Raw genomic sequence first — 13,939 nt, forward strand, 5'->3', positions numbered from 1 at the left:
GGATGGATTCTATTCTTTTGCAAAAAGTTCGTTTTCAGAATTACCACCAGAAATAAGATATGCCAATAAATCTTTTACTTCCTCATCACTCAAACGATTAATCGTCCCTGGTGGCATCAATGAAACCGAAGACATCTTTATATTAGTAACTTCACTCTTAGGAATTGTCCGAATAATATCCGGAGCATATGGGTTTTGAGAAGCTTTGTATTCTTCTCCCTCTTCACTTATCAACCTGCCAACAATAGAATTTCCATCATTTAATGAAAATACAGTCGTATTGTATTGGTCCGATATTACATCACTAGGGTCTATGATAGCCCTAAGAATATCTTCCGGTGAGAACCGTGTACCAATCTGAGACAGCTCTGGACCAATATTCTGACCTTCACCACCCATACTATGACAAGTGATGCAATTGGTAGCTAAAAACATGTTTCGGCCTATTTCATAATTTCTTCCACTTAAACCATCAGCCAATAAAGGTTCAATATCTTTTTCTTCCCATCTTTTACCGGGGCCTTTTGGCTGAATAGCATTTGAGACCAATGAATTCCCAGATTTACTAAGTAAAGAATCTCCGGACATTTGATTGTAAAATTCTTTTTTATTTTCAGCCACATGAGTCAAAGCCTTTTTTCTAGCTTTATCTATAAACCCTATATAACTGCGACCTGCCTTATAGGAGAAGGCTTTGTAAAACCATTGGAAATATCGCTCCCTCAATTCCGGTGTCCAGCCTGTAGTTGCATCCTGTAAAACCAATCCGTAATATGTATGCTGTGCTAAAGGCATATTTTTTAGCGTTTCGGCAATGTCCATCCCATACTGAGGGTTTCTCAATATTAGATCGGCCGCTTCTGTGGCCGTGTTAGCCATAACGGAGGCATTTTCACCTTCTTCCGACTCTAATAGCGCCAATGTTTTGGACACTACGGAAGGGTCCTCTACATACACCAAGGTCTTACTCAACAATTGGTTCAACACATCTGTATCCGCAGGATAATGATTAGAAAGGTAAGTACTTATTTCCCTCTTTATATTGGCATTAGGCTTACCGAAACGGGATAAAGTCAATTCAATAGCTCGAACCAAATCCACCTGATCCTGCTCCGAAAGACTTACATAATCTATGTTTACCAAAGAGTTTATGATTTGGTCTTGCTGACTTTTATCCCCTTGTCTTGCCAAAGCAACAGCCGCATGAATTTTACGTACAGCATTGGTTTCTGAAAACACTTTTTCCTGCCAAGTGCTTACGGGTTGATGTTCTACGGCAATACGAGCTGCATATTGAATAAAACGATCTTTACTATTTAAATAAGGCCAAGCGAAAGCTACAGCTTCATCTTGTGGTTCGCCATGAAAGGTTTCAAGTTTTTTACGAATTTTGTTCTCTTCCGTCAGTTCTAATTCTGCCACAGAAGCTTTTAAGTTTTCTTGGTCACTGTAGTATACACGATACAAGTCCGATTCTAACCTGCGCCCTCCCGTCATAAAATACATAGCACCATCCGGGCCAATAACCCCATCTGTTAGCGGAAGTGGAATTCCCGATAAAAACTCCTCTTTGTCACCCACATAAGACGAACCATTTGCTTTCATTTCAATGGCATAAATAATTCCAAAACTCCAGTCAAAAGCGAATATGCTATGTTGATATTTTTCAGGGAACTTAGCTCCTTTTCCGCTCAAAACATTTGTTGGCGAACCCTGACCAATATTTAGTACCGGAGGTAAATTATCAGGATAGGCAGCGGACCATTTTCCATTACCCGTACGCCATCCAAATTCGGCACCACTTGTCACATGACATATGCGAGTTGGGCGATACCAAGGCATTCCTAAATCCCACTCCATATCCGAATCATAGACGAACATATCACCCAGTTCATTAAAATCTAAATCAAAGGGGTTTCTAAATCCTGAAGCTACAAGCTCCCAGTTTTTTCCTTCAGGATCAAGATTAGCTACCCAGCCTCCCGGCGCTCCACGGTCATTAGCATGACCACGTGGATCCTTAATCTGCGGAAAAAGATTATCATCCTTCCAGTTATTAGATAGCCGGTATCCATCCATCTCCGGTAAATCCGTATGGTTTCCCGCAATCACGTAAAGCGACTTCTCGTCAGGAGAAAGAACTATACTATGAGGCCCATGTTCCCCTGCCCCGTTCAGCTTTTTCAGAAGTGTTATTTTATCATACTCATCATCATTATCTGTATCCTGTAAGCGATAAAGACCGCTAGTTTTCTCAAAATCATCACTTCCCCTATGGTTTACCATTACATAAAGGCTATTGAAAGCATACAGCAAACCTTGGGCGTAACCCATCTGTATAACAGAATCCGCTACTTGCGTTCCTGTTTGAATTTTAAGCTTTTCAATTTTTGGCGTAAGGTTGTCCGCTCCTATAGCTGCAACTTCCATTCTATACAAAGCACCATATTGGTCAGATGTAATCAACCTTCCCTTATTATCGAAAGTCATGGCTACCCAAGACCCCATTTCATTATCTCCCGGACTGTACAAATGTTCCGCACTAAAACCGGACTGGAGTTTCAGCTTTGCTATTTTAGGATTATCGGATTCAACCGATTCATTTGTACTTTTTTTATCCGAAGTACACGATGCTGATAGCATCACAAGAAAGAACATCAAGAGAAAGGAGGTGTAAATTTTCATAATTCTAAAGGTCATATCTTTCTCTTGTTTAAATGGTTTTCCTATCAGCAAAACATAATATACCTTTGATCAAGTTGATTTGTTTGTAAAGTACTGCCAGTTTTACACTTGACAATGTCCGCTTCTAGGAGCCTAAAACTAGTGAAGCATTTTTTCTTTACTATCCTGTAGTGTACTGCCCAATTTAGATTATAAACGAAAAATTGCTCTTATAAAACTGAGTGTCATGGAAATAGCTGAAAAATCATAAAATCAGAGGATATATAAAGTTGTAAGCATACAAATAAATACCATTTTATTTATTCAAATCTTTCCAACTTATAAGTGTAATATTCCTATCATCCAAAATTGATTTACATTCTTGACTTGTAAAATAGTCAAAATCGATTTGCCTCCATTCAGAACCAAAATTTGGATGATTAATAGTAATAGCTTTCATTTCTGCATCATCAAAGGCTGGGTGAATTAATATGAGATTAACACCATCAACCAGATTATCAAAAACACTGGTGTAATACTCCTTTAATTTTCCTTCCTTAAAATAATCAAAGTTTCCATAATGTGTTTTGTCTATTACCAAGTCTTCTTCACTAAGATTCTGGTTGCAATCCAACCCAACCATTTCCATAAGTTCCCTATTCAATAAAACAGGTATGTTATATGCCTTCCCTAAGTCTTTGTACACTTCAAATAAGTCTTCTCTTGCCCCAAGACTATACATATGTGAATCAATATGACTCGGATTAATCCCAAACCTCAACCCTCTCTCTATTTGAGCTACAAGTTCCTTTTTTACTTCCGACACCACAGCATGTTCCCTTACTAAATCTCGATTTCTATAAAAATATCCGTTTTCATCCACCAAACTCGGAACTTCCGAGACTGGCAATACCGGCCCAAATTTGTATTTTTCCCATTCACAAGTTAATGTAAGGTGAATTCCATAATCGTAAAATGGATTTTCTCTAGCAAATTCTGCCATCTCATAAAACCAAGGACAATTGACCATAATACTGCATGAGTTAACAATACCTTTTTTTAGGGCCTCCATTGTTGCTCTATTTTCAGAATGACACAGGCCGGCATCATCGGCATGAATAATTAGATGTTTGCTCTTTTTCATAATGAATAATTATAAAGGAATAGGGATGTAAATAGAATGAAGATTTTAGAGTAACTAAGCAGAAATTTAAGAAAAGAATATCAGCTAACATTTATCATATCAAATTGATAAAACTAGCGCAACACACCTACACTATTCTATCTCCAAAAATTAATAATTGATATTATTTCAGGTAATTTTATATCTTTATGGGAATCTTATATTGACAAAACAACGAATATCTAAATTTTTAAAGTCGAAACGTGCACTTGAAAAATCTGGATAATAAAATTGAAAGAGACTATGAAGCTGACGTACAAACAAACTGAAAAACGCCCTGAAAATTCATTTTTAGCGAGACAAGATAGATTACCATGTATTGAACAGAATTGGCATTTCCATAAAGAGCTTGAACTTATTTACTTCATTAAAAGTACGGGAACGCGCTACGTTGGTAATTCTATAGGAAGCTTTGAACCCGGAGAACTTTATCTTATTGGAAGTAATATTCCCCATCTATTCAGAAACCATAAAGAGTATTACAACGACCAGCAGGAAACTGAAGCTGTGAACCTCATTGTCATAAAGTTTGAACCTCACTTTTTAGGGAGCGACTTTCTAGACCTTGCAGAATCAAAACGATTAAAAAGTCTTATGCAACGGGCAGATAGAGGAATAAAATTTTCAGAATCTGTAACATATATGGTACACAACCTTATTCTGGGACTGGTTGGTGACCAAGGACTATCAAGCATTGTAGGACTTTTGAAAATTCTGGATACCTTATCCATTAGTGAAAATTATGAGTTGCTTTGTTCTGAAGTAATTGCGAATACCTACAATAATAACGAGAAGGACAGAATGCGCAAAATCATAAATTTCCTGACCGAAAATTTTGAAAAAAAAATAGAACTAGAGCAGATTGCCTCTATTGCACATATGACCCCGAACGCCTTTTGCAGGTACTTTAAAAAGAAAACAAGAAAATCGTTTACACAATACTTAAATGAAATTCGTTTACGAAATGCATGCAAGCTTTTAATTGAGGGCGAAATGCAGATTTCAACCGTTTGCTATCAATCGGGCTTTAATACACTTACAAATTTCAACAGACAATTTAAAGCACTTATGGATATTACCCCAACCGAATACATGCAGAAATATAACGAGAAAAAAGAGTTGGTGTAACCTGAATGCAAAACCTTAGACACACTAACTTACCTGTAACATTACTTCCAAGGTTACAATAGTGCCTGTATTGGTTAATGTACGCTTGTCTGCAAGCCTAGGTTTCTTTTAATTTTGTTTGGATACCATTACCTCCGCAGATCTAACTTAATTTTAACCACGTGACCAGCCTTCTATTTTTACTTCTTTGTATTGTATTACTTATCGTGGCGGTTACGGTTTTTAAAGTACATCCTATTCCCGCACTTTTAATTTCGGGACTTATTTTAGGACTAACCACAGGCAGTTCCGTAGAACTGGTCACCGAAAGTTTGTTAAGTGGTTTTGGCAACACTTTAAAGTGGATAGGCCTAATAATTCTTTTTGGCACTTTGTTAGGTGAAATTCTTGCTCAAACCGGTGGCGCCGATGTTATAGCGAATACCATAATTAACTTATTCGGCACAAAGTACCTACCATTGAGTATGGCTGTTATTGGGTTTTTAATCGGTATACCTGTTTTTATGGATGTAGCGTATCTGACCCTCTTGCCCACCATATTCGTTCTGTCTAAAAAATCCGGGCATTCCGTTTTGACCCTCGGACTCTCTTTGGCCATTAGTCTTACCGTTGCCCATGCTCTTATACCTCCTACTCCTGGTCCTCTTGCAGTAGCAGCTATTCTTGAGATAAACATAGGCGATATGATACCCGTTAACATTGTGGTAGCCTTAGCTGCCATAGCTGGAGGTTTATTGTGGATTAAGTTCAATAAGAAAAACCTCAGCATCCATTTACCTGAGCAAACCATTGAAACAGCACAAACAAAAGAGCTGAAAGGTTTCAAAAAAGTATTGCCCTTTGCAGCCTTGTTGGTGCCGTTATTCCTTATGTCCATAGGCACTATTTTCCCATTAAAAAATGGATATATTGAATTTATAAAAAATCCTGTCTGGGCACTGCTCATAGGTGTACTTTTTGCACTTCCCTTATTACCCAGAAAAGACTTTTCTACCCGCTTAAATACATTTTTTAAGACTTCTGGGGAGAAATCGGCTATTGTTATTTTAATTACCGGTACAGGAGGTGCATTTGGACAGGTAATAAAAGACACAGAAATAGTGGGGTCTATGTTTTCGGATGTGGGAGATATTGCCGCTATGGGTATCGTTATACCTTTTATTTTGAGTTTTCTCTTCACTACGGTAACTGGTTCCATCACGGTATCGCTTATAACTACCGCATCTATTGTTGCCCCATTAGTTTCCAATGGTACTTTACACCCAACCTTTACAGCGGCAGCAATTGGAGCGGGTTCTTTAGGTATTATACATGTAAACAGTAGCTTCTTTTGGTTATTTAAAGAAGTACACGATGTTTCCGTATCTCGCTTATTAAAATCTTTTAGTCTACTATCCGGTGTGGTTGCCTTAAGTGGCGGACTTCTTGTGTTGGCTTTATATTACATAACACAACTCTAACCCTAAATCAACACGGATAAAATAATGTTATACTAGGGTAAAATTCGAGAATCCATCTGCATCATATTCAATTTTCTTTGTAGCACAAGAGGATTTGAATACATCTACCCTCATTTTCTGAACATCAACAAAACAGAACAAAATACATGGATACTTATCTATTGGCTATTGTTTTAATACTATTCGCCAGCTTCTTTCAAGGAACTTTTGGATTAGGAATGAAACATATAGCACCTTTAAAATGGGAAGCTTGGTGGATTGTCCACACGTTTACGGCAATGATATTGTTTCCCATGATTTGGGCTCTAATTGTTATCCCTAACCTATTTGAAATCATTTCCCAAACAGCTAGGAACACTTTGTTCCTAGCTGCGTTTTATGGTTTTTTATGGGGTATTGGAGGTATTCTGTTTGGGGTTAGTGTTGAAAAAACCGGTATATCCATTACCTATGGTATTGTTATGGGACTTGCAGCATCGGTAGGTTCTATCATTCCGTTATTCCAAATAGACGGAGCATTTGACCAACCCTCTTTTCCTATCATCCTGTTGGGTGTGGCGTTGCTATTAGTGGGGGTAGCCATTACGGCAGTTGCCGGAGTTCAAAGAGACAAACTGCACAGCAATTCGTCAACAACAAGTAAATCTATAAAAGTTGGTGTATTAATAGCTGTAGCTTCAGGGGTTTTGTCCGCCTTTCTTAATATTGGCTTTTCAAACGCCGCCCCTGTCGCAGCCGTTGCCGTAAACGAATACGCAATAGATACCCAAGATGCCAGCTTGGCCTCATGGGTAGTGGTCTTATTGGGCGCTTTTGCCATGAACGGAGGATACGCTCTTTACCTTTTCATAAAAAACAAATCATGGAATGCCTTTGCAATTCCTAATAAAGGAAAAGCTTTGAGGTGGGCCGTTGTGGCTGGTATTTTCTGGTTTGCGGCACTTGGCGTTTACGGTCAAGGAGCTGCTCTTATGGGCAATTTAGGTCCGGTTGTAGGCTGGCCCATACTTTTAGGGCTCGCTTTGATCATTAGTAATATTTGGGGCTATCGGGAAGGTGAATGGAAAAATGCCCAAAAGCCTTTTAAAATTTTACTGGGGGGCTTGGCCGTACTGATTTTTGCTATTTGTATTTTAGGATACGCCAATTATTAAACCACCATTTCTTTAAACTACAAGCACGTTAAATTATGAAAATCAAGAAAATAGAGCCTTTTGTTATCACACATACTCTTGATACACCCTTCTATTTTTCCCAATGGCAATATGATACTAGGAAGATTTGTATCGTAAAAATAACCTTGGAAGATGGCACTTACGGATGGGGAGAAGGTTACGGTCCTGCAGCGGTAATTAAAGCCGGTATTGACTTTTTCACACCTTTTATATTGGAGAAAAATGCATTGGAAAATGAGACTCTTTGGCAGGAAATGTACAGAAGGTCCATGGACTATGCTCGTAGTGGAGCACTCCAAGCAGCGATTAGTGCGATAGATGTAGCGCTCTGGGATATTAAAGGAAAGCTTTTAAATCAACCGGTTTCTGTATTATTGGGAGGTATCAAAAACCCGATTATCGAACCATATGCCACAGGACTGTATTTTACCCGAAGTGAGAATCTTGAGGAACTTTTGGTGGAAGAGGCTTTGTTGTATAAATCGCAAGGGTTCAAAGCAACAAAAATGAAAGTTGGCCTAGGCATTCAGCAAGACTTAAAATATATAGCCGCCATACGAAAGGCCATTGGTCCCGATATGCGGTTAATGATAGATTCCAACCATGCCTATTGTTATAAAGAGGCTATTGAACTGGCCAGGAAATCTGAACAATATGACATCTCCTGGTTTGAGGAACCTGTTTCTCCAGAAGATTATGACGGTTACCGGAGACTTAGAGAAAACACTACCGTCCCAATTGCTGGCGGTGAATGCGAGTATCTGAAATTCGGTTTTAAACGTCTTTTTGATAATGATGCCGTAGATATAGCGCAACCTGATATTTGCGCTACCGGAGGATTAACGGAGACCAAAAGAATTACAACATTGGCACAGGCTTATAACAAAGATGTGGTACCCCATACTTGGGGCACTTGGATTGCCATAAGTGCTGCCGTGCACCTAGTAGCCAATTTGGACAAGAACCCTGGTAGAATGTACAACGACCTTCCAACAATGGAACTTGACAGGACTGAAAATGCTTTGCGCGACGAGGTAACCCTGCAAAATATCAAAATTGAAAATGGACATTTAGAAGTACCCCGCACACCAGGTTTAGGGGTAGATGTTGACATGGACAAATTAGAATGTTATTTAGATAATGAAATACATAAAGATGGAGCAACTAAAATTCGGTCATAAAAAGCTTTATATAAATGGAGAGCTTGTTGAAGCCTCTGATAAAAAAACCTTTGAAGTTATCTGTCCAGCAGATGAAAAACCCACTGCGACTATTGCTTGGGCAAGTGCAGCCGATACGGAAAGAGCTTTAAAAAGTGCTCAGGAAGGCTTCAAAAGTTGGTCAGTACTTCCTCTTGAGGAGCGCTTAAGCTGGATTAGTAAGCTTCGAAATAAAATCATTGAAAATAGCGATTTATTGCGTGAAAGTATCATGCATGAAATGGGTAAAACTTGGGAAGGCTCCGAAGAAGACCTGACCAGTATTACCAACTCATTACAATACTATTCAGAAGAGATTATAAAACGTTCAGATATTCCTTTAGAGGATAAAGAAGGGACTCACGAACACCATTTTGTATCACAACCTTTGGGCGTTGCCGTTGCCTTTTTGGCATATAACTTCCCTCTTTTAAACCTTGGTTTTAAACTAGGTCCTGCTTTGGCTGCCGGCTCTAGCATCATTTTAAAGCCTTCTGAATTTTCTCCTTTATCAGCTTATATTATTGGTGAGTTGTGTGCCGAAATTAATTTCCCAAAGGGAGTCATAACCGTGCTTTGCGGAGATGTAAAAGAGGTTGGGGTTCCGCTTTGCGAGAGTACAATTCCAAGGTTGATTACCATGATCGGTTCTACGGAAACTGCACAGAAACTTATCGCACAAAGTGCAAAAACATCCATAAAAAGATACAGTATGGAGTGCGGCGGAAATGCTCCTTTCATCGTTTGTGAAGATGCAGACCTAGAATTGGCCGTAAACATAGGAACAGCACTAAAAATTGGAAACAGCGGACAAATTTGCGTAGCTCCAAACCGCTTTTTTGTTCACGAATCACTCATTGAAGATTTTACCACTGGAATGGTAGAAAAATTCAAAGCCACCAAATTAGGTTTCGGTCGTGAGAATAAGCCGGATATGGGTCCATTGACCAATAAACAATCGGTTGTAAAAGTTAAAGATATAGTGCAACAAGCCGTTCAACAAGGCGGGCAACTACGTTACGGAGGCAAGGCTGTAGATGGTCCCGGCTTTTATTTTGAACTAACGGTAATCACCTTTAAAGAAAATGATTCTGAAATCCTTCAACATGAGATTTTTGGTCCTGTTGCACTTATTGTTCCATTTAAAACAAAAGAAGAAGTAATTGATCTGGCCAATAATACGGATGCCGGGCTAGCTTCTTACGTTTTTTCTAAAAATAATGACACTTTGGAATTCTTTGCGAACCGCCTAGAATTCGGTGAAGTTCAGCTTAATGGAGTGAAATATGACATATACCTGCCGCACGGTGGAGTGAAAAATAGTGGTATTGGCGTAGATTGCTCTACATATGCGCTAGATGATTATCTTGCGAAAAAAAGAGTAACCAAAGCCTTACAACTTCAATGAAATTACCAGAAAAATTTATTAGTTGCGACTGGGGCACAACCAATTTTAGACTGCGCTTAATAGACACTGAATCCCTCAAAATCCTATCGGAACACTCGACGGATATGGGCATTAAAAAATGTTTTCAGGAGTTTAACGCGCAATCAAAATTAACCCAGGATCAGTTTTTTACCGAATATTTAAAAAACCAGATTAAAATATTGGACAGTGCCATAAGTAATGACTCTTGCATTGTTGCATCCGGAATGCTTTCGTCCTCTATTGGCATGCATGAATTGGATTACGCAAACATGCCTTTAGCCTTTAATGGAAAGGGGGTAATTAGCAAATATATTTCTTTTGATGATATGCCTGATCTATTGTTAGTTTCCGGAGCCAAAACCAATGCAGATGTTATGCGAGGCGAAGAAATTCAGGCTATCGGGTTGTCTGTGGAACTTTCAAAATATGATAAGGGTGTTTTGTTACTGCCTGGCACACATTGTAAACACATAACCTTTGAAGCAGGTGTTTTTAAAGATTTCACCACATACATGACCGGTGAACTTTTTGACACTATTAGCAAGCACACGATTCTATCCGCTTCTTTACACCCAACTGCATGGGATGTATCTTTTCAGGATATGTTCCTAAAAGGAGTTAAAAAAGGACTATCGGAACAACAGATGCAATCTTTGTTTTCAATTAGAGCGAACACCTTGATCAACCAAGTTTCTGGTGAACAAAACTTTTATTTTTTATCCGGCCTAATGATTGGCGGGGAACTAGCCAGTTTAAAAGATAAAAATGAAACTATTTTCCTAGCAGCAAGCGGTATCCATGGTGTACTCTACAAGTTAGCCCTTGAATCATTTTTACCAGCAGAACAAATTGTTTGCTTTGAGGAGCAAATATTAGAAAAAGCATTACTAACAGGACAACAACAAATATTACGGACTTATGCAGAATAATTCATTTTCATGGGATAAATACAATCAGAACCCAATAGTAGGAATCTTAAGAGGGCTCACAACGGAAGAGGTTCTTAAAATCATTCCGTCATATATAAAGACCGGCTTCTATACTATTGAAATTACCATGAACTCCCCACAGGTTGCTAAAACCATTACAACTTTAGCCAAAGAGTACCCGGAGCTTAATGTAGGAGCAGGAACGGTTTGTACTATGGAAGATTTAAAAGTGGCTTTAGATGCCGGCTCTCAATTTATTGTAACCCCTATTATTGACGAAGAAGTCATTAAACATTGCGTGGCAAATGAAGTTCCTATTTTTCCAGGAGCATATACACCTACTGAAATCCACAAAGCATGGTCTTGGGGCGCTTCTGCCGTAAAAGTATTTCCTGCAACGCAGTTGGGCGTTCAATACATAAAAGACGTTTTGGCACCACTTAATGAAATAAAACTTTTACCTACCGGCGGTGTTTCCGTAGACAATATAAAATCATTTTTTGAAGCAGGGGCTGTTGGTGCCGGTTTGGCAAGTGCACTTTTCGATAAAAAGATGATTCGTGAAGAAAACTATGCCGATTTGGAAAAGCATTTTGCCAAAATGAAAAATGAGATCAAAGATTTTATTAAAGAATAAAGTTTACACAATCAATAATTTAAAAAATGAAAAACAATAGACACACGGTAAAACAAACCTTCTTGTTTCTGGTAATTACTGGGCTAACCTTTTTTAACGCTCTTGCATGGGACACAGGTGGTTCTGATCTTATCAAATCTATTGTTTTAGAAAATGAAAAATTGAATGTCAGTGTTGATGAGGCAACGGGATGCTTCTCGGTAACCGAAAAGACTTCCGGCCATGTTTGGAAATCAGACCCGTGGGAAAATGCCGCGGGTCTATTGACCTTGACCGATTCTAAAGGAAAGAAACAGACCGTTAACATTTCCAAGAGCAAGAAAATTGAAGTTTCAAAAACTGCCAATAATACTGTATCCATTAAATTTATTGACCCGGTTCTTGAAGATGGTTCCACCGCCACTGGTGTATCCATTTTTACAGAATTAAGACTGGACCCAAAAACAGCGCAATTAGATACTGAAGTTATAGAAACGAAAGCGGGCAACTTTAAACTATCGGATTTACGTTACCCCGCGCGAGCTTTCAGTTTAAAAATGGATGAAGACAAAGGAGCGGCAGTTATTCCTCAGAAACAGGGCATAATCTGTCCTTCCTATATTTTCCCAATGAACGGAGGCAGGTTTTGCAAGTGGGACGATGCTACCTACAACAGAAAATCCATAGGTTCTTTAGAATTATTCAATAACGGTACCGGGTTGACTATGCCGTGGTGGGGAACGTATAATCAAAAATCTGCGGTCATGGGTATTGTTGACGTTTCCGCCCGTCCGCGTATGCAATACAATATTAACAATAACGGACAGCATCTTTTTAAGGGTAAAATGTCTACCTACCAACGCATTGCCTTTCTTGACCCCGTTTGGAATTTACAAGAAGAAAAAGGTAAGATGCGTATGAGCTACCATTTTATTCCCGGCGGAGATTATGTAGATATGACCAAAGTATATCAAAAAGAGGCTAAAAACCGAGGGCATTTTGTTTCCCTAAAAGAAAAACTAAAAAGAAACCCGAACGTAGACAAACTGCCCGGAGCTATTTACTTTGGAGTTTATGGGGGGTATCCACACTATGTAAATATGCCCGGAATGGCCTTTACGTTTGATGAGTTGAAAAATATTATCCAAACCATTCATGACGATTTAAAAGTGGATAAAGCTTTTGTTCACGCCTGGGGAACTTTCTCCAATTTTGTGCCACACAACCACCCTATCAGCGATGCGTTAGGTGGACCGGAAAAGTTGAAAGCTGCAGTAAGTTTAGCGAAATCATATGGCTATTTATACTCTTCCTACCACGCTTATTCCCCCATGTTGGAGAACGACCCAAATTTCACGACCGACCTTATGCAGCGTGATGCCGAAGGAAACTTGATGAATACCGGTAGCCGCTGGGGACGTGTAGACCCTAAATTCCAAAAAGGTTTGGCCCAAGAAAATATTGAAAACGAGATATCTTATTTAGGCCTAGAGGCCGATATTACGGATATTACTTTTGCCGCTTATCGGGAAAAAGGTAAGGAGGGCCGTATTGAGCTGGCCAAATACATAGACAGTTTTAATTTGGTAAACGGTACGGAGCACGGTCAAGAACAATGGATTCCTTATTTTGACATGTTTGAAGGGATGACGTATTTGGAAGATCGCCCACTTTCGGTTATCTCCCACCCTGCCCCTCTTTTCAACCTGGTGTACCATGAAGCTATAGCCAACTTCGGAAAAATCCAAGACCCGGACAATGAGGTTACCGCTAATGGCGATTTTAGAATCAAAGCTCTACGAAGCATGTTATTTGGTAGGGGAACTACTATTTTCTTTTCTCCTTATGAATTTGAGGGCATGTACCCAATGGTTGAAATGGCACGAGACTTAGTCAGTCCGGTGCATAAGGAAACCTTCTATTCTGAATTAAAGAACCATGAATACCTGAGCGCAGACTACAAAGTACAAAGAAGTCGCTTTTCCAGCGGCACCGAAGTGGTTGCCAATTTAGGTCCGGTAACTCAAAAAATAGAAGGAGGTATTTCTATTCCCGGTTACGGATATAGAATTAAGATGAAAGATGGTAGTATTAAGACCGGTCATTTTCAAGTGAGCCTGCATATGGATTAAGGTGAGCTTCTTGCAACGGAAATA

General features: G+C 39.1%; 10 protein-coding genes. 8 read left to right on the forward strand and 2 right to left on the reverse strand.

What is annotated here, in order from left to right:
- Positions 1–9: 9 nt before the first annotated feature.
- Both P0077_RS01665 and P0077_RS01670 read right to left on the reverse strand, forming a co-directional pair.
- Positions 10–2,700: a c-type cytochrome gene (locus P0077_RS01665; RefSeq protein WP_276167448.1), complete on the reverse strand. Its 2,691-nt coding sequence runs from the start codon at positions 2,698–2,700 to the stop codon at positions 10–12.
- Between the two features lie 280 nt (positions 2,701–2,980).
- Positions 2,981–3,808, reverse strand: coding sequence for a polysaccharide deacetylase family protein (locus P0077_RS01670; RefSeq protein ID WP_276167449.1), 828 nt, complete (start codon positions 3,806–3,808; stop codon positions 2,981–2,983).
- Positions 3,809–4,090: 282 nt separating this feature from the next.
- On the opposite strand from P0077_RS01670, the gene P0077_RS01675 reads away from it, so the two are divergent.
- From P0077_RS01675 to P0077_RS01710, 8 genes are all read left to right on the forward strand, one after another.
- On the forward strand, positions 4,091–4,975 hold the full coding sequence (locus P0077_RS01675; protein WP_276167450.1) for an AraC family transcriptional regulator: 885 nt from the start codon (positions 4,091–4,093) through the stop codon (positions 4,973–4,975).
- 161 nt (positions 4,976–5,136) lie between these two features.
- A complete protein-coding gene (locus tag P0077_RS01680; RefSeq protein WP_276167451.1) occupies positions 5,137–6,435 on the forward strand; it encodes a GntP family permease in 1,299 nt (432 codons plus the stop codon).
- A gap of 146 nt (positions 6,436–6,581) precedes the next feature.
- The gene (locus P0077_RS01685) at positions 6,582–7,589 is read left to right on the forward strand and encodes an L-rhamnose/proton symporter RhaT (protein WP_276167452.1); all 1,008 of its coding nucleotides are present in this window, start codon (positions 6,582–6,584) and stop codon (positions 7,587–7,589) included.
- Positions 7,590–7,624: 35 nt separating this feature from the next.
- Positions 7,625–8,791, forward strand: coding sequence for a mandelate racemase/muconate lactonizing enzyme family protein (locus P0077_RS01690; RefSeq protein WP_276167453.1), 1,167 nt, complete (start codon positions 7,625–7,627; stop codon positions 8,789–8,791).
- Positions 8,751–10,217: an aldehyde dehydrogenase family protein gene (locus P0077_RS01695; protein ID WP_276167454.1), complete on the forward strand. Its 1,467-nt coding sequence runs from the start codon at positions 8,751–8,753 to the stop codon at positions 10,215–10,217. The genes P0077_RS01690 and P0077_RS01695 overlap by 41 nt, the downstream gene beginning before the upstream one ends.
- Positions 10,214–11,167 (forward strand): 2-dehydro-3-deoxygalactonokinase, encoded by a 954-nt coding sequence (locus tag P0077_RS01700; protein WP_276167455.1) that lies wholly within the window; start codon positions 10,214–10,216, stop codon positions 11,165–11,167. The genes P0077_RS01695 and P0077_RS01700 overlap by 4 nt, the downstream gene beginning before the upstream one ends.
- The gene (locus tag P0077_RS01705; RefSeq protein WP_276167456.1) at positions 11,157–11,804 is read left to right on the forward strand and encodes a bifunctional 4-hydroxy-2-oxoglutarate aldolase/2-dehydro-3-deoxy-phosphogluconate aldolase; all 648 of its coding nucleotides are present in this window, start codon (positions 11,157–11,159) and stop codon (positions 11,802–11,804) included. The genes P0077_RS01700 and P0077_RS01705 overlap by 11 nt, the downstream gene beginning before the upstream one ends.
- 26 nt (positions 11,805–11,830) lie before the next feature.
- Positions 11,831–13,915: a DUF5696 domain-containing protein gene (locus P0077_RS01710; RefSeq protein WP_276167457.1), complete on the forward strand. Its 2,085-nt coding sequence runs from the start codon at positions 11,831–11,833 to the stop codon at positions 13,913–13,915.
- Positions 13,916–13,939 lie beyond the last annotated feature (24 nt).

This window comes from Zobellia alginiliquefaciens, assembly GCF_029323795.1.
GTDB classification, from domain to species: domain Bacteria; phylum Bacteroidota; class Bacteroidia; order Flavobacteriales; family Flavobacteriaceae; genus Zobellia; species Zobellia alginiliquefaciens.